A 21,686-nucleotide genomic window follows, 5' to 3' on the forward strand; every position below is an offset into this window, starting at 1 on the left:
CAGTCAATCAATGCACGGACGCTGATCTCTTAACAACAGGACATATGAGCGAATCGTGAAATGGCCCGATGTGCGGACCCGGTTTGCAAAGTTGGACCTGTCGGAGCTGCCTGGAGATCGAGCGCTCAAGCGCTTGGAATGGTAACGGTTTGCCCTCAAACCGAGAAACGCCTTGAAGCGTTCATGAACGCGCACGATTCGCCCAAGGCCCAATAGCCCTTCGATGCTGTTTTGGCCGAAGGGGCTGATGCGGAATTTTGGGGGGAGGGTGCGGGTGGTTTGAGTTGGAGAGGCGCGGGGGCTAAGATCAATGGGTTGCTGAGGTGAGGAAAGGCGACTTTAGGTGGCGAGGCCGGCAAAGCAGCCGTGTCGCTTACAATAGCCTCGCCCATGACAGCCATCCAACTGGAAGCCTTTACCGCAACTGGCGGGGAGTCTATCACCGAGACAGCGATTGGGTCTCAATGGAATTCCAAGGGTGAAAAGACGACGCCTCCTGTTTGTCGGCGGAAGCGGGGATCCAGGCGGTCTTCATGTTCATACGGCCGACGTGGCCTACACCGCTGCGTCGCTTGGGTTCCCTGTCAAGATCATCTCCGTCAACAGAGATTATTTTTCCGATCTGCTGCCTCGCGAACTGATCGATGTGGAGCATATCGAAGGCCTTTCTTACATAAAACTTGTCCTCAAGCCGCGAAGGTTTCGGATTTCGAGATTGCTCCTGTGGGGGGCTGTGCTGATCAAGCACCCCGGCCACGATATCATCTTCTGCCGGGGGGCTTTCGCGGAGACACCGATCACCGAATTGCTCATGGCCAAGGCCGCGGGCCGGCGAATTTACACGATCGAACATTCGCCATTGGAGTTTGCGTGGCGGGCCATGTTTTCAAAGCGCAGATATGGCGCCGTGATGAATGCCTGCGTCCAACGGACCATCGTCGTGTCGAGCCAATTGTCCGAGATTGCAACGCGGACGTTTGGCATGGCTGCCGAGAAGCTACGTGTCTGTCTCAATTGGGTAGATCCAATCTTCGTGCCACCGACTGTCGCCCAAAGACGTCTGGCACGCGAAAGGCTTGGACTGTCAGACGATGTTCAGGCAATCGGATATCTCGGCCGGCTCGGACCGGAAAAGAACATCGATGTCTTGATCGACGCTTTCGCAGCTGTCCGCCAGCGGCCGGACGCATCTAACACAGTCCTGATCATTGCAGGCGACGGCTGGTTCCGCGCCGAAGTGGAAAGGAAGGTGCTGTCATCGCAAGCTGCTGACCATATTCGACTTGTCGGCTGGCAAGGCGATCCGCGGGAGATTTACCACGCACTCGACGTCTTCGTCCTGGCCAGCCCGATTGAGGGCTTTCCCCTCAGCTTGATGGAGGCGATGGCGACGGGGCTGCCCTGCATTACTCACCCCATGGCAAGTACGGTGGAACTGATCCAAGACGGCAGCAACGGCTTCGTGTCCGATATATCGGCGGCGAGACTGTTGAGCGACAGGCTGATGGAATTTCTGGGTGCGGACGCAGCGACAACAAGCCGTCTTGGTCAAGCCGCGGCCCAGACCATTGCGACAAGATTCTCGCGTAATGTCCGCCTGAAGGCGGTCCTCGAAGCCCTCGACATTCCGCTGGATGGTTCGGACCTGCCGCTACCATTTCCACGTGTTCTCACCTATCGGGGCTCTTAGCTGGCACCGACGCGCCGCATGATCGCGCGGCGCAATCCGGCCGTCCAATGTTTGAGCCAGACAGTTCTCCGACCTGTTCGCCATGCTGCCCTGGCGCAGTTCTTGTGAAAGTAATCAAGACGGTCGTCCATCAGGGAGTTCAGCGCTGGAGAAAGCTTGTACCGTTCCCGGATCCGCTGCATGAGCGCGAGCTGGTGCTCCCAATCCGTGTATTCGTCATGGCGTCGCGACTGTGCATGCGCCTGGTAGCGCTCTCCTTCTGCCGCATCTCGTCCAGTGATGTCATGGGTCGCCAGTAGTAGGTCAATAAAGATGAAGCGTCCGCGCTCGTTGAGACGCAGCCACAGGTCAATATCCTCGGTACGCGCAAGGCTTTCATCGAAGCCGCCGACGGCCAATATCGCGTCTCGTCGCGCGAGTACGGAGGACGTGTGGATCCAAAGGAATCCGGCGACGGTCGTGGCGAACACGATATCGGAGCGGGCTAATAGCGAGCGATCCTGCTTCAATTCCCGGCAGGGCAACAGATCGACAGTTCGAGCGTAGGTCTCCCACCATGGCATCATGGTGCGATAGATCACGTCGCAGGCGGTCCTCGACGTGTTGGCCACCTGGTCGATCATGCGATAGTCGCTGCCAATCAGGATTGCGTCGGGTTCGGCGCCGGCCACCTCCATGAATTGCGCGAGCTTGTCCTCATCCCACAAATCATCGCTGTCCAGAAAGGCGATGTAACGCCCGCGCGCTTCGACGATCGCGGCGTTGCGCGCACCGGCGGGGCCGCCCCTGCCGGGATTTCGCAGGATACGAAGACGCGGCTCGGCCAGCGAAAGCGCCGAGATGGCAGCGAAGGTGTCGTCTGTACTCCCGTCGTCGACAACCAGCAGTTCCCAGTCGACGAACGTCTGGGCGATAACCGAGGCGATCGCCTTCCGCAGATAAGGCAAGCGGTTATAGGTCGGAATGATGACGGTACAGTCAGGCTCTGGCATGAAGGCCCTTGTGTTTGGAAAGCAGGCGCCACGACGCGTGGCCATAGCGTCAGGAGAGACTGCAACCACGTTGGAAACACGAGATCGACCAAGCGCCATCTTTACGAGACAATCATATATCAGGATTGGCTGAATAACAGGTGTCAGCGTCGCCTTCACTCGGCAAAGAGCCTTAGAATTCCCTCTTCCCCAGCTGGGCAAAGTCGACGTGGAACAACCGGTTAAAACCTTGATCGTGTCTGAGTATTTTCCTTATCTGCCAGAGCAGATGGTGCATGGGGTTTTCCAACGGCTGAGGCGTCATACCGAAGCCTTGAGCAGCATCGGGTCCGTGGATTTCGTCTTTATCTGGCCGCTGCACTGGTCCGCAAGCCAAGACCAGAAACGTGAATCGCTCGAAGCCTTCCGGCGATCCTGGTCCATTACCGGACGCATCATTCTCATTTCGCCGCCGGCCTTGCCCCATCGGTTGCGGCGTTGGCCGCGCGACCTTGGTGTCGGCGACATGATTGCCGCGACGCGCGGTGCGCTCAGTTTCACCAAGGGGTGGGCCACGATGCGCTCGAGTCGTATTGCTGAGGTTTGCCGGCTTGAGCAAACGATCCGCGATCTCAGGCCAGACCTCATCTTCGCGTACCGATTGGCGTCAACAGCAGCGCTGATCCGCATAACGGCGCCTTTGCCTCCCGTGCTGGCCGACTTCGATGATCTGGAACATGTCGCCCTGAGCCGGTCTCGCGAGATGGAACGCTCGCGCGCAAAACGCCTCAGACTGAGCGTGATGTCAAAGGTGGCACGCCGGACGGAAAGGCTGGTCGCCCAGTTCGCGACAGTTGGGCTGGTATGTTCCGAGCATGATCGCAGGATCATAAAGGATCTCGCGCCAGACGCCCGCGTTGAACTCGCACCCAATGCCGCCGTGGCGACGGATCGTTTTCCACTACCCTTGGAGCCGACCGCGCTGTTTGTCGGCTACGCCCGATACCCACCCAACGCCGAGGCTATCCTCTGGCTCGTCCAAAAAATCTTTCCACTGGTCCGCGCGTGCTTACCTCAAGCGCGGCTCATTATCGCCGGTGATGGCAGCCGCGAGATCGGCATTGATGACGCCGACCAGGGGATAGAGACGCTGGGATTTGTCCCCGATATTGCATCGACCTATGCAAGGGCAAGGGTGGTCGTCTGTCCCATCAAGCGTGGCGGCGGCACGCGGATCAAGATCATCGAGGCCGCGCTGTATGGACGACCAATCGTGTCGACTTCTGTTGGGGCGGAAGGACTAGATTTCGTCGATGGGGAAGACGTGGTTTTGGCCAATGAGGAGGAGACCTTTGCGCAGGCAATGATCGAACTGATGAGCAACGATGAGAAGTCGTCTCGCATTGGCGCCGCAGCGGCTGAACGGGCGCGCTTGCTTTACGGAGCGGAAAAGGTTCGATCCGATCTTGCGGCTTTGGCAAGATCGCTGGCCGTTCAGAAGATTGCGCAAGACATCTAGGGCATTGGACGCGGATCTATTTCGTCTGTGCCGGCCCAGCTTTGTTCACGAAAGTGTGAAGGCGCGCTCATTGTTTTGTCGCATTCCTTTGTTTTTAAACAGTTTCTGACTGTGGGGGTCTAATCAGCGTGTTTTACCGGGATTTCTTTCGCGCCGAAGGCTTGTGAATGCGCCTCGGCATAGCGATCAGCAACCTGTCGGCTTACGGCGGGCTGCAACGGGATTGCCTGTCCATTTCCAGGAACATCGTGGCAGCAGGCCATGACGTCACGATTCTGACGACGGAGATCCGTGGGTCGATCGCGAATCCAGGCTGTTCCATTCGGATCATCGAAGCCAACAATCGAACCAATCCTGGCCGCGATCTCGCGCTCGGCACCGCACTGAAAGCGCATCGCGCGAACTTTGACCGGATGATCGGTTTCAACAAGCTTCCGATGCTCGACATCTACTATTCCGGCGACCGCTCCTACGCGAAGATTAAGAAGGGTGCGTGGCGATCCTTCTCGCCACGCTACCGAACCCAGATGCGACTGGAGGAGCTTTGCTTTGCACCAGGTTCCCACACCAGGCTCATCATGCTGACCGAGCGCCAGCAAGATGAATATCAAAGCGTCTGGAAGACCCCGGAGAAAAGGTTTCGACGCATCTCGCCCAATCTCGATTCTGCCAGACGCATGCCGCATCTGCGCACCGACGGAACGCGCGAACGAATCCGCGCCGAGCTGGGCATCGCGCCCAACACCAAGGTATGGCTGTCGATAGGCTCCTCGGCCTGGGTGAAGGGTTTTGACAGGGCAGCCGCCGCCCTGGACGCATTTCCCGATACGATCTGGGCGGTGGTCGGCGTTCTGCCTTCAAGCGATATGGGCAGCCGACTGCTGCAGAACGTGGCGGCGCGCGCTCGGGGCCGCGCGAAAATGCTGGGTATCCGGCAGGATATACCGGCAATCATGGCGGCGGCCGACGTGCTCATTCATCCCGCCAGGATTGAAACCACCGGCACCGTCATCGTCGAAGCCCTTGCCAACGGACTTCCTGTGATCACCACGGATACTTGCGGCTTTGCCCCCTTCGTGGAAAAGGCGGACGCTGGCGTCGTCATCACCGGCTCGTGCTCTTACCGGAATCTGGTTGAGGCAGTTGCCAAGGCAAGGGAGTCGGGCCAGCTGGAGGTTTGGTCGTCACGCGCCGAGGTTTTCGGCAGCGATCCCTCTCTGTCCCTTGGGCACGAGGAAGCAGCTCGCCTGTTTGTCGGAGAACTTTGGTAGTAAGGCTCACAGATCTACAGAGCGATGGTCGAGATCAGGTGTTTCGGCGTGCCCGAGACTGCTGATCACCGAGGGCGGTGCCGGCACGATGAAAATTCCACGTATCTCATCATTCGTTAGTGCCCGCATGCCCGAAGCCGGGACATTGCCAAGGAAAGTCTGGCTTACGCTCGACGACGGTCCGGAGCCCATTCACACCGAGGAGATCGTCAGGGCACTCGACCGGCATCGGATCAAAGCGACATTCTTTGTCATTGGGCAAAAGGTGGCCACCCATCCGGCCATCGTCCAGCGCGTCTTCGATGCGGGGCACAGGATCGGAAACCACACTTTTTCGCATCGTCGCATGACAGAGCTGACCCCGGTGGAAGTTCGCGAGGAGATCGAGAGCACGAGCAGACTGATCGCCGCATTCACGCCAGGGCAGAAAATCTTCCGTCCGCCTTTCGGGGCTTTGAGTCCAACCGTCTCAGAGATTGCGGATGAACTCGGCCACCGCACCGTTCTATGGGATGTGGATCCGAATGACTGGGACCCCCAGCGCCAGCCGAAGGGCTGGATCAAGGCCGCACTTCACGAGATGCGGCAGAAGCAAGATTGCATTATCCTCACCCATGATGACCGGCGCACCACCGCGGAGAATTTCGACCTGTTCATCAGCCTGTTGAAGAAATCCGGCCCGATCACGTTTGAGGATCCGTCGACGCTTTGCGCGACCGGATCCGAGGGACCCGCGCCAACTGGTTGAACCAAATCTTGAGCCGATAACGCCAGAACCGCCATTGCGTCTTGCGGTCCTTCGGCAAAGGCGCGGCGATCCTCAGGAACCGTTTCGCTATGCGGAAGCTGCCGCGCAGGTAGTGAACGCGGGCAATCTTGATAGCCAGAAGCGCCTCTCGCCTACGCAAGATGTCGTCGCTGACCCCGGCAGCGCCTAGCTCCCGCAACGCCTTGCGCCAAATGAAGAACCGCTTGGCCGGCTCGACCATAAGCCGGTTGTCGGCTCGCGCCGTCGATATCTGGTAGGTCAGCACCGGGTTCTGTACCTTGTCGACGTTGGCCTGCGTCAACAACCTCGCCCAGAACAAAGTGTCCTCCTCGTAGGAGAGGCGTTCGGGAAAGCGGACAGTGCCGATCGCCAGGCTTCTGATCAGGGCCGCACCGACATTGATTGTCTGGCATTTGTCGACGAGATAATTGCCTGCATTTTCTAGCCGCGACGAACCGTATCCGGCCGGCGCGTCAATGAGCCGGTCCGTGCCATCGGTGCGCCTGATATAGGAGCCGACGACGATACCCGTATGAGGATGCTCGGTCGCCTTGCGCAGCAAATTGCGCAACCCGTCCTTCACATGAATGTCGTCGGCATCGATGAAATACAGCCATGGCGCGACAGCTAATTCCATCCCGGCATTGCGGGCCGCGCCCGCCTCAAATCGAGCGACCCGCTTGACGAACACCGGCAGTCCATTTCGCTGGCCGGCTTGTTCGGCTATCTCACCGGTCCCGTCCGTCGAACCGTCGTCGACGACGAGAATTTCCTCGATGAGGTCGGCTTCCGAAGCGAGTGAGAGGATAGTCGAGGCAATCGAACGCCCCGCATTGTGTGCAGGGATGATGACCGAAATGTCTTTCATTCAAACGCTCCCCCCGACACGAGCAGTTGAGATTTGCTGGTTACGGCCAGGCTGGAGCTTGGCACATTGCAATCTCTCCAAGGTAAACTGTCCGTGACGGGAAGAGAGCTAGTTTCCCACCCCGTCTTTGCCCTTTTTAACAGTATATAGAAGCCGCTCTCGGGGGGAGAAGCCGCAGCAAGGATGCTGTCCACTCTTCAACGGTTTCTCAAACGGCAGCCGCTGACGAAGGCTCACCCATAGGCTATAAAGCCGCTGCGCCTGCAACCTATTGGTTCGCTTGAAAGCCAGCCGATGACGAGGCGATGCTCTGGTGCGCGGCAATCTGGCAATGCGCGAATTCAAAGGTTTTGGAATCCCTTGAGTAAATTTTCGCGCATCAGACGTTCGTTCAGTGAAAAGCGCCTCGCAAGTGAAATCCCGGTTACTGGGCTTCGGATGGACTATTTCAGGGAGCGAGAGCTTACGTCCGATTGGACGTCCTCTCATCTGCCGCTTTGGGAAAAGCTGCTGGCCGACAAGGTAGACGTCGCTGCGAGCGTGCTCGAAGTCGGTTCGTTCGAGGGCCGTTCGGCGCTGTTTTTCCTCCAGTTTTTGCCGAAGTCGAAACTCACTTGCGTCGACACCTTCGGCGGAAATGTTGAACACAACACGCCTGGAGACGAGAGGCTGTCCGACATGATGAAGGTCGAAGCGCGCTTCGACGCCAACATGCGACCGTTCGGTGACCGGGTGGAAAAACGCAAGGGGCCGTCCATCGTCATCCTGACGGAATTGCGGGCACATCAGCGATCGTTTGACGTCGTTTACATCGATGGTGACCATCATGCCGCATCGGCCTTCACCGACGCGAGGCTGGGGTGGGAACTGCTCGCCAATGACGGCATCATGATCCTCGATGATTATCTGTGGGAACCGCATTTCCCGCTCGTTGACCGCCCGGAGGCCGGCATCAAAGCGTTCCTCCAGGAAATCGTCGGTGAATTTGAACTACTGCATGACGGTTATCAGGTCATCATCCGTAAGCTCGCTTCCGCTGCGGCGTTGGCTCGTTCTTGTACGGTAACAAGTACAAGCGATCCGCTGGCAAGTGGTGTGATTGGATCGCCGCTCGTCAGTTTCGTCGTCATCAACTGGAACTACGGCCGCTATGTCGGCGCAACCATCGATTCAATCAGAAATCAGGATTATCCGCATTTCGAGTGTATCGTCATCGACAATGGCTCGACGGATGACAGTGCCGAGATCATCGCCCGGCACACAAAAGGAGACCCTCGTTTCAGGGTCGAGACCATGGCGCGGAACCATGGTCAACTCGGCGCCGCGCTCTGGGTGCTCGACAAGATCAAGGGCAGCTTCGTCACTTTCGTCGACGCCGATGACGTGCTCGTTCAAAACTATGCCTCGATGCATCTCCAGGTGCATTTGGCGCTGCCGACAAGCGTCGCCTTCACATCGGCCAACGTTATCGAGATGGATGCGTCGGGAAGGGCTTTGACGTCCTCCCACGCACACTTCCGGCCGAATATGGAGGAGGCGGTGAGAGGATTACGTGACGAAGGAATCGCGCTTCGTCTGCCGAGCGTTTCGTCTTCGCAATACAGCTTGCTGACGGCCAACACGGCGAGCATTCCGAGCTGGGTTGCCGGTTGGCTGTGGGCACCTGGAACCGCGAACATGTTCCGCGTTTCGCTGCTGCGGCTGGTTAGGTTCAACGATGGCAGCAAACCGCTGCTGCAACCGGCGGATGGCTACTTCAACAAGATTTGCCATGCCTTGGCTGGCAGCGCGCTGATCGATGTGCCGCTGTCGGGATACCGCCTCCATTCCAGCAACGATTTCGCGACCGGTGAAAGCATCCGTGTATTGCGTGGCGGCACAAGGCAAGTGGTCCGCAAATCACATGATTTCTCTTACGAAATCATCGACTACCTGCTAGCGGAAAGCGACCGTTTCGGCTGGCTTCTGAACACCAATTTCTGGCCTTTCCTAAACCAGATCACCAGCGAAAGCTGGGTCCCGGATCGATCCTATTTCAGCAATCCTAAAGCGGTGGAGATATTCATCCGACACGCCCCAAAGCTGGTCTCCAATTTCGGCGCTGCCTTGTTCAGCCGCGAAATCGTGGCACGGTTTTCCGGAACCCAGGCCAGATCCATCCTGCGCGCCGGGTTTGGTGGTCAACTAAGCTGGCAACACCATCGTAAGGTGATTTCCAATGGTTTTCGGTTGTGGCTGCAACCAAAAAAACGCAGGAACGGCGCTCGAGTTTAATTTCCGAACTCCCTAATAGCCTTTGTTAGGGAATACGTTTCGCTTGTCACTCACCGGATGTCAGCCCCGCCCGCCTACCCCCGCTTCTCGATCGCCGCATACAGCACATTGCGGTTCTCACCGAAATACACCTTTGCCTCCACCGCGTTGCGATCGACGCTGGCGTTGATGATGTTCCACATGTCGACTTCCGTGCGCAGCAGCAGCACCCAGTCCATGAAGGTTTCGCGGTAGCCGGCGTCGGGCGTGCCTTCGGCGTAGTTGGCAAACAGGAATGTGCCATTCGGCTTCAGCATCTGCAGGCAGGTCTTGGTGAGTTTCACCGCGACATTGTGCTGGAGATAGTCGTAGAGGCCGGAGGCATAGATCAGGTCGAACTTGCCGAGCTTGTGGCCCCGGGTCAGCACGGTCCGCACCGAGCCGTCGATGGCTTCGACCGCGGTGCCCTGGAAGTCACGCGCGATCAGGCCGACGCTCTGCGGATCCTGGTCGAGGGCGACCCAGCGCTTGAGGCCGCCTTCGGCGAGCGCGACGGAGCGGTTGGCTTCGCGCAAATGGCCGGCCGCGATCGCCAGCACTTCCGTGTCGGGGCCGTTCTTGACTGCTGCCTCATCGACATAGCGGGTCAGGAGATCGCGCCGTTCGCGGGCCGCCACGCAGGACGGGACGTTCTGGGTATGGCTGTAGAGCGCCTTGCCAATCTCGGAGGCGCTGGCCACGCTCTCGGCCACGTGCGGGTCGCAATAGATGTAGTCGAGGAGCTCCGCGTCACCGGAATAGCCCCTTGGCTTGGTGAACGACCAGTGCGTCAGCGGATCCTCGAGAAAGTACTTCTGCAGCGGGTGGTTCTGCGCCACCGGGATCAGGGCCTGCCAGACATCCGGGTGAACCTTGTCACGCAACGCGTTGAGCAGCGACAGCAGGCGGCGAACGATCTCGGCGGGAAATTTCTGCTGCTCGACCTGCTGCTGGGTCGAATGCAGGATGAGCGCCAGCTCGGCGCGGGCGATCTCGAACGCTTCGCCATGAAATTCGGGCTTTCGATGGAGGCTACCGGCGATCATCTCGGCCGTGATCAGACTCTTGCCATCAAAGACAGTTTGCACCACATCGCTCCATAGTTAACAGTCAGTTAACTTATTGCGTAGAATGCATGGTTTGCCAATGTGGGTTCCACTGCAATTTAGCGATATGATTAATTTCTCGCTAACCATCTCCGCTCATTAGAGACCTTGCACATAAGATTCGGGGGTCGAGTTAACGCAAACTTGTCTTGCGCCATTGCATTTTACTGCGTGGCAATTCGTGCCGTGACCCAAGGAGTCGGCCTGCGTTGGGGGCAGAAGCTGGAAAAGATTTTGAAGCGCAAAATCCCCCGCAGCCGGGGTTCATCGTGAACGAACGCGCGTCATCCAGATTGGCCGACACGGCGCCTGTGGAATCGTTTGATCCGCGCCAGGAATTGGGAGCCGACGAGCTCCGCATCCTTTACCACACCGAAGCCCAGGCAAAGCGAAGGAAAGACGCCAGGCCGGGGCTCTGGATCGCCGTTGCCATCTATGTGCTGTTTTCGGTATCGGACCTGATGCTGATACCCGACGTGGCGGCCTATACGATCACGGCGCGCTTCGCGGTCGGACTGAGCGCATTGCTGGTGCTGGAAGCACAGCTTCGCCGGGGAGCCGCCACCAAATGGCTCGACCTGACCTGTGCCGCGGCCATCATCTTCGGCTATATTGGCTGGTTGTACCCGGCCTCCATGGGTGCGGACAGGGAAAGCGTCGCCTACTACATGGTTTTCGGCACCATCTTCATGATGAGCGCCAATCTCTTTTTCACGTTCAGCTTCAAGGTTTCGATCATCACGTCGACGATCATCCTGTGCATCCTGTATGTCGTGAATTATTTTGTGCCGGCGTCGATGACGTACAAAATGGTGTTTGGCACGTTCTACGTTTCATGCTTCACCTTCACCTCCTATGTGAACTGGAAGCTGAATGAGGAGCGCTACAACGTCTTCCTCAACGCGCTCGAAGCCAAGATCCAGCACAAGGAGGCCACCGAACGCGGCAAGGCGCTTTTGAGACTGTCGCGGACCGATCCGCTGACAGGGCTGGAGAACAGGCGCGCGATCGACGAGAAGCTGCGCGACTACTGGAGCGACTGGCAGAAGCTTGGCAACGGTTTCGCGGCGATCCTCATCGACGTGGATTTCTTCAAGAAGTTCAACGACTGCTACGGACATCAGGAAGGCGACCGTTGCCTGATCCACGTCGCCAATGCGCTCAGCGATCTGATCAAGAACTACAATGGCTCGATCGGGCGCTATGGCGGTGAAGAGTTCATCGTGCTCGCGCGCATGGACAAGAAGGACCAGGTCGCGGAGCTCGCCGAAGCCATTTGCCGCACGGTGGAGAACTTGGCGCTGACGCACGAGCTGCGGCGAGACGGTATCTCGATCGTGACGGCGAGCGTCGGCGCCGCATTCACCAGGAAGCAGACCGGCGCCAAGCTGGAGAAGATCATCCACGAGGCCGACCGCGCGCTCTATCTGGCAAAGGCCAGCGGCCGCAATTGCGCCCGCCTGTTCGATCCGACCGATCCGCAGAGCAGCGACGAGAGCGAGAACCTTGCCGCCTTGCTGAAGATCGCCATCGCGCAGGACCTGGTTTCACTCGTCTATCAGCCGATCCAGGATGTCAGCTCTGGCCGGGTTGAGGCCGTGGAGGCGCTGATGCGTCTCAAGATGCTGGACGGCACCCTGGTTCCGCCGAGCCTGTTCATTCCTGTTGCTGAACGAACCGGCGCGATCCTGGAACTCGGGCGCTGGGCCATACGCACCGTCTGCGCCGAGCTTCTGGTGGACGATCACGTCCGTACCGTCAGCGTCAACGTCTCGCCGATCCAGCTCAAGACGCCCGGCTTCGCGGCGTCCGTCGCCACCATTCTGGGCGAAACCGGCGTGACCGGCAACCGGCTGGCCTTCGAAATCACCGAAGGCCTCGAGATGGAGATGCACTCGGACATTCTGCGCTGCATCAGCGACCTGAAACTGCTGGGCATCAGGATATGGCTCGACGATTTCGGCACCGGCTTTGCCGGCCTGTCGTGGCTGCGCCTGATCGATTTCGACACGGTCAAGATCGACCGCTCTTTCCTGCATGATTGCGGCACCCCGAAGGGCATGGCGATGCTCCAGGACATCATCGCACTGGTGCGCAATCGCGGCCACAAGATCCTGGTCGAAGGGGTGGAAACCGACGAGCAGATCGCGCTCATGCGCGCGTTCGGCATCGACAAGATCCAGGGCTTCCGCGTCGGCCGTCCGGTTCCCGCCGCCAGTTACCAGTCCAAGCGGGGCGTGCAGAAACGCCCCTTCCTCAGATCCGTGGGCTGACGCGGGTTCGGGGTTCGAGGCGGCCTTTGCCCGCCGACGGACTCATCCCAGCAGGTTGCGCGCTGTACGCATGAAGATCTTCGAGCCGATCGGGATCAGATCATCGGGAAAATCATAATCCGGATTGTGCAGCGCCGGGTGCCGCTCGCCGGCGCCCAGGAAGAACATCGCCGATTTGGCGCTGTGGCCGAAGAGGCCGAAATCTTCCGAGGCGCGCATCGGCAGGGCTTCCTCGCCATGCACGACACCTTCCTCGTCGAGCGCGCGTTGCAGATGCTCCACCGCATCCGCCGCGTTGACGCTGGCGACGAAGATCTCGTGGTAGTCCCAGCGGGCGGAGAGGCGATGCCGGCCGGCAATCTCCGTGACGAGTGCTTCGGCCCGAGCGCAGAGATCGGCCATGTTCTCATCGCGGCGGGTGCGCAGCGTCGCCCAGACTTGCGCATGCGCGGGCGCGATACCGAACACGGCTTCGCCCATCTCGGCATGGGTGACGGTGACCATGGAAAAATCGTCATCGGCGAAGGTGGCGCGGCCGAGCGCGGGCAAAGCCGGCATCAGCTCTGAGATCGCCAGCATGGGCGAGACGCCGGTCTCGGGCATGGAGGAATGGGCGGTCTTGCCCTCCAGCACGATGCGCAGGCCACGCGAGGCGCAGTTGACGACGCCGGGCTTGAGCCGCACCTCGCCGAACGGCACGCCGGGCAGATTGTGCAGCGAGAAGGCGAAATCCGGCGCGATCTCGCCAAAGCGCGGATCGGCAACGACACCGGCAGCACCATTGCCGGTTTCTTCCGCCGGCTGGAACATCAGCACGACGCGGCCGCTGGCCGGCCGCTCGCGGCCGAGCTGGCGGCCAAGGGCTGCCAGGATCGCGGTGTGCCCGTCATGGCCGCACATATGCGACTTGCCCGGCACTTGCGAGGCATGCGGCACGCCTGACAGTTCCTCGATCGGCAGCGCATCGATTTCGCTGCGGAACAGCACGGTCGGACCTTCCTTGCCGCTGTCGTAGATGGCAGCGACGCCATGCCCGCCGAGGCCGGTCAGCACCTTGTCGGGCCTGGTGTCGGCGAGGAAGGAGACGACTTCTCCAGCCGTCTTCTCCTCCTCATTGGAGATTTCCGGCTGCCGGTGCAGCTTGCGCCGCCATTCGGTGATCTCGACGATATCCCGGTTGGTGAGGGTCACGCGTTTGCGTCTCCGTTGCTCCGATCGGTGCAGTGTCGCAAACGCTTCTAGCGTACGCGATTGGGGCAGAGCGCTTTGAACTGGTCCAGCGTCACATCGTATGACGAGGCCCCGGAGCCATCGAGCACGATTTTCTCATCGGTATCGGTAATCAGATAGTCGGTCGTCACATCCGTGCCCTTGTTGCGGCCCTGGAACAGCATGTTGGCGCCATAGAAATTGGTGAATGTGCCGGTCTTGCAGTTGGCCGTGATCTCGAAATGCAGAGGCGCCTTCATTTCCGCGTCAATGCACGCCTGCGAGAAATCATGGCCATATTCGCGGCAGTAGATCCTCGCCTTCTGCCTGTCGTGTTTGGCCAGGATGCTGGCGTGGGTGGAGCCGATGCCGGTCTTTTTGACGATGGTCAGTTCCATTCCCACCTTGTTGCCGTAGTAGATGGTCTTGGCGCCGGCCGGCGAGACCATCATCAAAGTGGAAAGCGCAATCAGCAAACGTCGCATGGAACTCCTCCCTTTGGCTGGACGAGGATTCACGCGCGGCGTTGCCCAGTCAAGCGCCCCGCTGCTGGATCAGCGTGCGCGCCGCATCTTTGCCGGCCTCGAGGATGCGATCCGATAATTCCGTTCCGTTCACCGCGCGGGCCAGCTGAAGCGCGCCGATGAGCGTCGCAAAGACACCCATGGCAACGCCTTCCGGATCCCTGCTCGACGGAAGCGCCGCGGACAACTGGCGCACCAAAACCAGCAAGCGTTCGGTGTAGACTTCGCGCGTTTCGGGCGGCTGACGCGCGAGTTCAGGCAGCAGCGCGGCGTTGGCGCAGCCCGTTCCCGGATTATCCCGGTGCTCAGCCGACAGATACGTCGCTATACCCATCTCCGGGCCACCGGCGGCCAACACCTCCTGCAGTTGCTGCGCCTGGTTCTCCAAGGCGGCCACCAGGCTCTCACGCACGAGCTCCGCCTTGGATTCGAAATGCGGATAGAAGGCTCCGTTCGTCAGCCCGGCGTCACTCATGATTTTTGCAAGCCCGGACGCGGCAATTCCGTCGCTTCGAAAGCGGTCGGCGGCGACTTCCATGATCCGGCCTCGCGAGGCGTCCTTCCTGCCCTTTTCGTAGCGCATGGCTGCCATTCCCTTTCGTCATTGCATTATGGTCATAATTTGGTATTATGAATGTAATTCAACGGGCGCGAAAAAGCCAGCCCTCATGATTTTGGAGCGCGAAATGAAGACGAATTCCGCAAAGACCGCTGTCGTAACCGGAGCTTCCGGGGGCATCGGCCGCGCCAGCGCCGAGGCGCTGGTGCGGGCAGGGTTTACCGTCTTCGGCACGAGCCGTAAGGGCAGCAACGGGCCGGACGGAGTGACCATGCTGGTCTGCGACGTGACCGATGGTGAGGCTGTCGCCGCATTGGTCTCGACGGTGCTCTCGAAGACCGGCCGGATCGATCTCCTGGTCAACAATGCCGGCATCGGCATGCTTGGGGGCGCCGAGGAGTTCTCGATCGAACAGGTGCAGGCCCTGTTCGACGTCAATCTGTTTGGCGTCATCCGCATGACCAATGCGGTGCTGCCGTCGATGCGGCAGCAAGGCGAAGGGCGCATCATCAACATCGGCTCGATTCTGGGGTTGGTACCGGCGCCATACTCGGCTCACTACTCGGCGGTCAAGCACGCGCTCGAGGGCTATTCGGAATCGCTCGATCACGAGGTTCGTGCCTTCAATATCCGCGTCTCGGTCATCGAGCCGGCATTCGTGCGCACCGTTTTCGACCAGAACGGCATCGAGCCGGATTCGCTGTTGAAGGAATACGATCAGGCTCGAGCCGGGTTCAAGGCGCTGCTTGCCGATGTGATGCCCAAGGCCGATCGGCCGGAAATCGTGGCCGATGCGGTCGTCAAGGCGGCGACCGATGCTCGTCCGCGACGGCGCTATACCGTCGGCAAGGCAGCGCGCCAGGTCAGCCTGCTGCGCCGCTTCGCCCCCGCGGGGCTATTCGACAAGACCCTGCGCAAGCAGTTTCGCCTGCCGGTCTGAACAACGATGAGGAGATTCCACGCTCATGCGATACATCAAAATCACTTTTCGAAAGGCACGGCCATGAAGGCATTCGTCGTCGACAAATACAACAAGAAGGGCGTTCTGCGGCTGGCCGAGATGCCTGTGCCGGAACCGGGCGACAGCGATGTCCTGGTCGAGGTCCATGCAGCAGGGGTGAACCTGCTCGATTCCAAGGTCAGGACCGGAGAGTTCAAGCTCATCTTGCCCTATCGCCGGCCCTTCATCCTGGGTCACGACGTGGCCGGGACGGTTGTCCGCGTGGGACCGAAGGTCCGCAAGTTCAAACCCGGCGACGATGTCTATGCGCGGCCGCGTGACGGTCGGATCGGGGCGTTCGCGGAATTCATCGCCATGGATGAAGCTGACGTGGCCCCGAAGCCCAAAAACCTCAGCATGGAAGAAGCGGCTTCCATTCCCCTGGTCGGCCTGACCGCCTGGCAAGCACTTATCGAGAGGGCGAAGCTGAAGAAGGGCCAGAAAGTCTTCATCCAGGCTGGCTCCGGTGGGGTGGGGACATTCGCCATCCAGCTGGCAAAGCACCTCGGTGCGACCGTTGCGACAACGGTGAGCGCGGCGAGTGCCGATCTGGTCAGAGGACTCGGCGCCGATGTCGTCGTCGACTACAGGAAAGAGGATTTCGAGAAAGTCCTGTCCGGCTACGACGTCGTCTTGAACAGCCAGGACGCCAAGACACTTGAAAAATCCCTGGGAGTGCTGAAGCCGGGCGGCAAGCTCATCTCCATCTCCGGGCCGCCGGATCCCGAGTTTGCCAGAGAAAAAGGGTTGAACCCGCTGCTGAGGCTGGTGCTGCGCTTCTTAAGCCGCGCCATTCGGGCCAAAGCCAGGCGCCGTGGCGTGAGCTTCTCGTTCCTTTTCATGTGGGCGCAAGGTGATCAGCTGAGCAAGATCACCTCGCTTGTCGAAGCCGGAACGATCCGGCCGGTTGTCGATCGGGTCTTTCCCTTCGAAGCGACCAACGAGGCCCTGGCTTACGTCGAAACAGGGCGCGCCAAGGGCAAGGTCGTCATCAAGGTCAGATAGCGGTTCTACTGATTGATCTCGGGCTCGACGAGCTTCGCCAGGTTCCGGAGCGATTCCTGCCAGCCGAGATAGCAGGCCTCGACCGGGATGGCGTCGGGAATGCCGGCCTGGGTGATGTCGATTTCGGTGCCGACCAGGACTTTTTTCAAGATGACCGTCACCTGGATCTCGCCGGGCAAATTGGGGTCGTCGAACCTGTCGGTGTAGCGCAGGCGCTCGCCCGGAACGAGTTCGAGATATTCGCCGCCGAAGGCATGGCTGCCGCCGGTGGTGAAGTTGCGGAACGACATCTTGAACGTGCCGCCGACCTTGCCCTCGAACTGATGGACCGTGCAGGTGAAGCCGTTCGGCGGCAGCCACTTGGCCAGCGCATCGGCTTCGACGAAGGCGCGATAGACTTTTTCGGGGCTGGTGGTGAGAACGCGGTGCAGACGTACGGTGCCGGGCATGTTCTGTATCCTTTCATAATGCCTGTTCGATGCCCCAAGGACGAACGGGGTTTGGCCAATCCGACATGGGCTCGCGAATTTTTTGAGAACCCGGCCGGCTGGCCCCGCTGACGTAACCCGCTTCAACTTGTTTTGGGACTCGATTTTTTGCTGCTGGCCCAATCGCCTCGGCCCAGCAAGCGGGTGGCCTTTATGAGGTGATTGTTTATAACGGTCGGCGAAATCGCCATGACCTAAAGGGGAGACGATGCGTTACATACGTCCGCTTTCAATCGAAGATGCCGTTGGCCAACTGGCCGGATCGGCCGGCATATCAGCCATTCTGGCCGGAGGCAGTGATCTGCTGGTGAGGATGAAGGGTGGCTTCATCGAACCCGACCTGATCATCGACATCAAGTCGATCGCCGGTTTGAGCGAAATCCGCGAAACGGCCGAGGGCTTCAGCATTGGTGCTGCCGTGCCTTGCGCCGTGCTGGGCGAGCACTCAGGCCTGAAGAAGGCATGGCCAGGCGTCGTCGAGGCGGCCAAGCTGATCGGCTCGAAGCAGGTGCAGGGCCGTTGTACGATAACAGGCAATCTCTGCAACGCCTCTCCGGCGGCGGACAGCGTGCCGGCGCTGGTGGCTGCCGGGGCCAGGGCGGTGATCGCCGGACCCTCGGGCAAGCGCACCATTGCCGTGGAGGCCGTGCCGATCGCACCGGGCAAGACCTCGCTCGCCAAGGGCGAGATCATCGAGGCGATCCTGCTCGACAGCCAAGCGCCGCATTCGGGCGACGCCTATCTCCGGTTCATACCGCGCACCGAGATGGACATCGCCGTGGTCAGCGCCGGCGTGAATTTGACGATCGACGCGCATGGCGTCGTCACGGCGGCTCGCGTGGCGCTGGGCGCGGCGGCGCCGATGGTGCTGCTGGTCGAGGAGGCGGCCGAGGCGCTTATCGGCAGGAAGCTGGATGAAGCAGCACTCGAGCGGCTTGCCAAGGTCTGTTCGGGCGCCTGCCGCCCGATCGACGACAAGCGCGGTACGATCGATTTCAGACGCAAGGTTGCGGGTGTGCTGGCCAGGCGTGCCGCATTGACCGCCTACGCACGTGCAGGAGGCAAATGATGGCCGGTATAGCGGTTTCAACCACAATCAACGGCGACCATGTCGAGTATCTCTGCCAGCCTGACGAGCCGTTGCTCGACGTGCTGCGCGACCGGCTCGGCCTGACCGGCGCCAAGGAAGGCTGCGGCACCGGCGATTGCGGCGCCTGCTCGATCATCCTCGACGACCGGCTGGTCTGCTCGTGCCTGGTGCTGGGCGCCGAAGCCGAAGGCCGGCGGATCGAGACCATCGAAGGCATGGCGCATGGCGACCAGCTGCATCCGCTGCAGCAGAAATTCCTTGAGCACGCGGCGCTGCAATGCGGCATCTGCACACCGGGTTTCCTGATCGCGGCGAAGGACCTTCTGGCCAAAAACCCCGACCCGACCGAGGAGGAAATCCGCTTCGGTCTCGCCGGCAACCTGTGCCGCTGCACCGGCTATGACAAGATTGTGCGCGCCGTCCAGGACGCCGCACATGTGATGAAGGGAGCCTGAAGATGAATTTCGATCCGCGTTTTTCCGGGCGTAAATTCACATCCGTCGGCACACGCCCCGTCCGTCCCGACGGCGTCGACAAGGTGACGGGCCGCGCCCGCTACGGCGCCGACTTCAACATGGCCGGCCAACTGGTCGGCCGCGTCCTGCGCAGCCCGCACGCGCACGCAATCATCCGCAAGATCGACACCTCGAAGGCGGAAAAGCTTGCGGGCGTGAAGGCGGTGATCACGGCCAAGGACCTGCCCGATCTCACCGATGGCGATGCCGCCATGTACGACATCCTCGACAATTGCATGGCGCGCACCAAGGCGCTCTATGACGGGCACGCGGTGGCCGCTGTCGCCGCGATCGACGCCCGCACGGCCAGGCAGGCGCTGAAGCTGATCGAGGTCGACTACGAGATCCTGCCGCATGTCACCGATGTCGACCTGGCGATGGAGCACCACGCGCCGCTGATCAACGACACGATCTTCACCGAAGGGCTGGAGGAAAAGCCGGTAAAACCCTCCAACGTCACCAAGCGCAGCCAGTTTGGCCATGGCGATGTCCATCAGGGTTTCGGCCACGCCGACTTCATCGTCGAGCGCTCCTTCAAGACCGAGCAGACGCATCAGGGCTATATCGAGCCGCATGCCTGCGTGGCGAACGTCTCGTCGGACGGCACCGCCGATCTCTGGGTCTGCACGCAGGGCCATTTCGTCTACCGCCAGCATTGCGCGCAATTGCTGGGCATGGAAGCCTCGAAGCTGCGCGTCACCTCGTCGGAGATCGGCGGCGGCTTCGGCGGCAAGACCCATGTCTGGGCCGAACCGGTGGCGCTTGCCCTGTCACGCAAGGCCGGACGCCCGGTCAAGCTGGTGATGACCCGCGACGAGGTGTTCCGCGCCTCCGGCCCGACCAGCGCCACCTCGATCGACGTCAAGATCGGCGCCCGCAAGGACGGCACCATCACCGCGGCGCAAGCGACGCTGCGCTACAGCGCCGGCCCTTATGCCGGCTCCTGGGCCGAGATCGGCGCCATGACGGCCTTCGCCTGCTACAAGCTCGATAATGTCGAGACGGTCGGCTACGAAGTGCTGGTCAACCGGCCGAAGACCGCGGCCTATCGCGCGCCGTCGGCGCCGATGGCTGCCTTCGCGGTGGAAAGTGCGGTCGATGAACTGGCCAAGGAGATCGGCATCGATCCGGTCGACTTCCGCATCAAGAACGCCGCGCAGGAAGGCACACGCTCGTCCTACGGGCCGGTCTATGGCCCGATCGGCATCGGCCCGACACTGGAGGCGGCGAAGAACCATCCGCACATGAAGGCCAAGCTCGGCAAGAACCAGGGCAGGGGCATGGCCTGCGGCTTCTGGTTCAACTTCGGCGGCCAGACCTGCGTCGACCTCAACATCGGCATGGACGGCTCGGTGTCGCTGGCCGTCGGCACGGTGGACGTGGGCGGGTCCCGCGCCTCGCTGTCGCTGGTGGCGGCGGAGGAGCTCGGCATCGATTATGCGCAGCTCAAGGCTGTTGTCGCCGACACGTCCTCTCTCGGCTACAACGACATGACCGACGGCAGCCGCGGCACCTTCTCGTCTTCCATGGCGACCATCTCGGCCGCCCGCAACGCGATCAAGATCCTGCGTGAGCGCGCAGCGCAGATGTGGGACATTTCCGTCGATGACGTGGTCTGGGAACAGGGCCACGCGGTCGCCAAGGGCGACAAGCACGGCAATCTCGGCAAGCTGTCGCTGAAGGAGATCGCCGCCCAATCCGGCAAGACTGGCGGGCCGATCGCCGGCCATAGCGAGCTGGTCGCCGACGGCGCCGGCGTCTCCTTCGCCACCCATATCTGCGACATCGAGGTCGACCCCGAGACCGGCTCGACCCGGGTGATCCGCTACACGGTGGTGCAGGATGCCGGCAAGGCGGTGCACCCGACCTATGTCGAGGGCCAGTACCAGGGCGGTGCGGCGCAAGGCATCGGCTGGGCGCTCAACGAGGAGTATATTTACGGCAAGGATGGCCGGCTGCAGAACGCCGGCTTCCTCGACTACCGCATCCCGGTCTGCTCCGACCTGCCGATGATCGACACGCAGATCCTGGAAATCCCCAATCCCAACCACCCCTATGGCGTGCGCGGCGTCGGCGAAACCTCGATCGTGCCGCCGCTGGCGGCGATCGCCAACGCGGTCTCGAACGCGGCGGGCGTGCGCATGACCCACATCCCGATGTCGCCGCCACGGATCCTCGCGGCGATCGAGGCGGAACGGGGATAAGGCCGGGGCTGGCGGCAATGGTCGAAGTCACCCTCTGGGGCGCGCTCGGCCAGCTTGCCGGCGGCAAGAGCAAGGTCGAGGTCGAAGCCAGGGATATCAGGGAGCTGTTCAGGAAACTGGCTGAACAGTATCCCGCCTTCGAGCCGTGGATCGAGAAGGGCATCGCGGTGGCGATCGACGGGACGATTTATCGGGATACGTGGGGGAAGGAGCTGCCGGCGGGGGCGGAGATTTTTCTGCTGCCGCGGTTGGCTGGGGGGTGAGGGTGGGGAGGACCCCGCATAAGCAGCACTTACTGGTTCCGTCGGAAAATTAGTCAGGCCCTAGGGTGCC

Annotated in this window: 19 protein-coding genes; 12 read left to right on the forward strand and 7 right to left on the reverse strand. The window is 60.7% G+C overall.

Features of this window, described 5'->3' with window-relative positions; genetic code table 11:
- Positions 1–478: 478 nt before the first annotated feature.
- Positions 479–1,690: a glycosyltransferase family 4 protein gene (locus EB235_RS14145; protein ID WP_155256398.1), complete on the forward strand. Its 1,212-nt coding sequence runs from the start codon at positions 479–481 to the stop codon at positions 1,688–1,690.
- Here EB235_RS14145 and EB235_RS14150 read toward each other — a convergent pair.
- Positions 1,687–2,682: a glycosyltransferase family 2 protein gene (locus EB235_RS14150; protein ID WP_027030370.1), complete on the reverse strand. Its 996-nt coding sequence runs from the start codon at positions 2,680–2,682 to the stop codon at positions 1,687–1,689. The genes EB235_RS14145 and EB235_RS14150 overlap by 4 nt on opposite strands.
- Before the next feature lie 208 nt (positions 2,683–2,890).
- Here EB235_RS14150 and EB235_RS14155 point away from each other — a divergent pair, with 208 nt between their 5' ends.
- The 3 genes from EB235_RS14155 (at position 2,891) to EB235_RS14165 (ending at position 6,199) form a co-directional block, all read left to right on the forward strand.
- Complete coding sequence (locus tag EB235_RS14155; protein ID WP_155256395.1) at positions 2,891–4,180, forward strand: glycosyltransferase; 1,290 nt, start codon at positions 2,891–2,893, stop codon at positions 4,178–4,180.
- 167 nt (positions 4,181–4,347) lie between these two features.
- A complete protein-coding gene (locus tag EB235_RS14160) occupies positions 4,348–5,451 on the forward strand; it encodes a glycosyltransferase family 4 protein (RefSeq protein ID WP_027030367.1) in 1,104 nt (367 codons plus the stop codon).
- Between the two features lie 88 nt (positions 5,452–5,539).
- A complete protein-coding gene (locus EB235_RS14165) occupies positions 5,540–6,199 on the forward strand; it encodes a polysaccharide deacetylase family protein (protein WP_080680799.1) in 660 nt (219 codons plus the stop codon).
- Here EB235_RS14165 and EB235_RS14170 read toward each other — a convergent pair.
- Positions 6,135–7,088 carry a glycosyltransferase family 2 protein gene (locus EB235_RS14170; protein WP_027030366.1) on the reverse strand — a complete coding sequence of 318 codons (954 nt, stop codon included), beginning with the start codon at positions 7,086–7,088 and terminating at the stop codon, positions 6,135–6,137. The two genes, EB235_RS14165 and EB235_RS14170, sit on opposite strands and share 65 nt — an antisense overlap.
- 360 nt (positions 7,089–7,448) lie before the next feature.
- Here EB235_RS14170 and EB235_RS14175 point away from each other — a divergent pair, with 360 nt between their 5' ends.
- Positions 7,449–9,362, forward strand: a complete 1,914-nt coding sequence (locus EB235_RS14175) for a glycosyltransferase (protein ID WP_167334865.1) — start codon at positions 7,449–7,451, stop codon at positions 9,360–9,362.
- 74 nt (positions 9,363–9,436) lie between these two features.
- On the opposite strand, the gene EB235_RS14180 is transcribed toward EB235_RS14175, so the two are convergent.
- Positions 9,437–10,468 (reverse strand): class I SAM-dependent methyltransferase, encoded by a 1,032-nt coding sequence (locus tag EB235_RS14180; RefSeq protein ID WP_027030364.1) that lies wholly within the window; start codon positions 10,466–10,468, stop codon positions 9,437–9,439.
- A 287-nt stretch (positions 10,469–10,755) separates the two neighbouring features.
- On the opposite strand from EB235_RS14180, the gene EB235_RS14185 reads away from it, so the two are divergent.
- Positions 10,756–12,759 carry a putative bifunctional diguanylate cyclase/phosphodiesterase gene (locus EB235_RS14185; protein ID WP_051429641.1) on the forward strand — a complete coding sequence of 668 codons (2,004 nt, stop codon included), beginning with the start codon at positions 10,756–10,758 and terminating at the stop codon, positions 12,757–12,759.
- Between the two features lie 42 nt (positions 12,760–12,801).
- Here the strand turns inward: EB235_RS14185 and EB235_RS14190 are convergent, their stop codons facing one another.
- From EB235_RS14190 to EB235_RS14200, 3 genes are read right to left on the reverse strand one after another with little or no spacing between them, the layout of a single operon-like run.
- Positions 12,802–13,950, reverse strand: a complete 1,149-nt coding sequence (locus EB235_RS14190; RefSeq protein ID WP_027030363.1) for an amidohydrolase — start codon at positions 13,948–13,950, stop codon at positions 12,802–12,804.
- A gap of 47 nt (positions 13,951–13,997) precedes the next feature.
- A complete protein-coding gene (locus EB235_RS14195; protein WP_027030362.1) occupies positions 13,998–14,453 on the reverse strand; it encodes a hypothetical protein in 456 nt (151 codons plus the stop codon).
- A 49-nt stretch (positions 14,454–14,502) separates the two neighbouring features.
- Positions 14,503–15,075, reverse strand: a complete 573-nt coding sequence (locus tag EB235_RS14200; RefSeq protein ID WP_027030361.1) for a TetR/AcrR family transcriptional regulator — start codon at positions 15,073–15,075, stop codon at positions 14,503–14,505.
- 103 nt (positions 15,076–15,178) lie between these two features.
- On the opposite strand from EB235_RS14200, the gene EB235_RS14205 reads away from it, so the two are divergent.
- Together EB235_RS14205 and EB235_RS14210 are read left to right on the forward strand one after the other, a co-directional pair.
- Positions 15,179–15,991: an oxidoreductase gene (locus EB235_RS14205; RefSeq protein WP_027030360.1), complete on the forward strand. Its 813-nt coding sequence runs from the start codon at positions 15,179–15,181 to the stop codon at positions 15,989–15,991.
- Positions 15,992–16,054: 63 nt separating this feature from the next.
- Positions 16,055–17,056 (forward strand): NADP-dependent oxidoreductase, encoded by a 1,002-nt coding sequence (locus EB235_RS14210; protein WP_027030359.1) that lies wholly within the window; start codon positions 16,055–16,057, stop codon positions 17,054–17,056.
- Between the two features lie 5 nt (positions 17,057–17,061).
- Here the strand turns inward: EB235_RS14210 and EB235_RS14215 are convergent, their stop codons facing one another.
- On the reverse strand, positions 17,062–17,505 hold the full coding sequence (locus EB235_RS14215) for an SRPBCC family protein (protein ID WP_027030358.1): 444 nt from the start codon (positions 17,503–17,505) through the stop codon (positions 17,062–17,064).
- A 247-nt stretch (positions 17,506–17,752) separates the two neighbouring features.
- On the opposite strand from EB235_RS14215, the gene EB235_RS14220 reads away from it, so the two are divergent.
- The 4 genes from EB235_RS14220 to EB235_RS14235 are packed head-to-tail and all read left to right on the forward strand — an operon-like array spanning position 17,753 to position 21,616.
- Positions 17,753–18,613: an FAD binding domain-containing protein gene (locus tag EB235_RS14220; RefSeq protein ID WP_027030357.1), complete on the forward strand. Its 861-nt coding sequence runs from the start codon at positions 17,753–17,755 to the stop codon at positions 18,611–18,613.
- Entirely contained in the window at positions 18,613–19,089 is a 477-nt protein-coding gene (locus tag EB235_RS14225) for a (2Fe-2S)-binding protein (RefSeq protein ID WP_027030356.1), read from the forward strand. The genes EB235_RS14220 and EB235_RS14225 overlap by 1 nt, the downstream gene beginning before the upstream one ends.
- 2 nt (positions 19,090–19,091) lie before the next feature.
- The gene (locus EB235_RS14230; protein ID WP_027030355.1) at positions 19,092–21,353 is read left to right on the forward strand and encodes a xanthine dehydrogenase family protein molybdopterin-binding subunit; all 2,262 of its coding nucleotides are present in this window, start codon (positions 19,092–19,094) and stop codon (positions 21,351–21,353) included.
- Positions 21,354–21,370: 17 nt separating this feature from the next.
- Positions 21,371–21,616, forward strand: coding sequence for a MoaD/ThiS family protein (locus EB235_RS14235; RefSeq protein ID WP_027030354.1), 246 nt, complete (start codon positions 21,371–21,373; stop codon positions 21,614–21,616).
- Positions 21,617–21,686 lie beyond the last annotated feature (70 nt).

Origin of the sequence: Mesorhizobium loti R88b (assembly GCF_013170845.1) — a bacterium.
Lineage (GTDB): Bacteria > Pseudomonadota > Alphaproteobacteria > Rhizobiales > Rhizobiaceae > Mesorhizobium > Mesorhizobium loti_B.

Bases quoted from the DNA above. Each gene is read 5' to 3' on its own strand.
- EB235_RS14220 (WP_027030357.1), top strand. From the start codon at position 17,753: ATGCGTTACATACGTCCGCTTTCAATCGAAGATGCCGTTGGCCAACTG.
- EB235_RS14210 (WP_027030359.1), top strand. From the start codon at position 16,055: ATGAAGGCATTCGTCGTCGACAAATACAACAAGAAGGGCGTTCTGCGG.
- EB235_RS14150 (WP_027030370.1), bottom strand. From the start codon at position 2,682: ATGCCAGAGCCTGACTGTACCGTCATCATTCCGACCTATAACCGCTTG.
- EB235_RS14215 (WP_027030358.1), bottom strand. From the start codon at position 17,505: ATGCCCGGCACCGTACGTCTGCACCGCGTTCTCACCACCAGCCCCGAA.
- EB235_RS14230 (WP_027030355.1), top strand. From the start codon at position 19,092: ATGAATTTCGATCCGCGTTTTTCCGGGCGTAAATTCACATCCGTCGGC.
- EB235_RS14195 (WP_027030362.1), bottom strand. From the start codon at position 14,453: ATGCGACGTTTGCTGATTGCGCTTTCCACTTTGATGATGGTCTCGCCG.
- EB235_RS14235 (WP_027030354.1), top strand. From the start codon at position 21,371: ATGGTCGAAGTCACCCTCTGGGGCGCGCTCGGCCAGCTTGCCGGCGGC.
- EB235_RS14160 (WP_027030367.1), top strand. From the start codon at position 4,348: ATGCGCCTCGGCATAGCGATCAGCAACCTGTCGGCTTACGGCGGGCTG.
- EB235_RS14200 (WP_027030361.1), bottom strand. From the start codon at position 15,075: ATGCGCTACGAAAAGGGCAGGAAGGACGCCTCGCGAGGCCGGATCATG.
- EB235_RS14225 (WP_027030356.1), top strand. From the start codon at position 18,613: ATGGCCGGTATAGCGGTTTCAACCACAATCAACGGCGACCATGTCGAG.
- EB235_RS14205 (WP_027030360.1), top strand. From the start codon at position 15,179: ATGAAGACGAATTCCGCAAAGACCGCTGTCGTAACCGGAGCTTCCGGG.
- EB235_RS14165 (WP_080680799.1), top strand. From the start codon at position 5,540: ATGAAAATTCCACGTATCTCATCATTCGTTAGTGCCCGCATGCCCGAA.
- EB235_RS14170 (WP_027030366.1), bottom strand. From the start codon at position 7,088: ATGAAAGACATTTCGGTCATCATCCCTGCACACAATGCGGGGCGTTCG.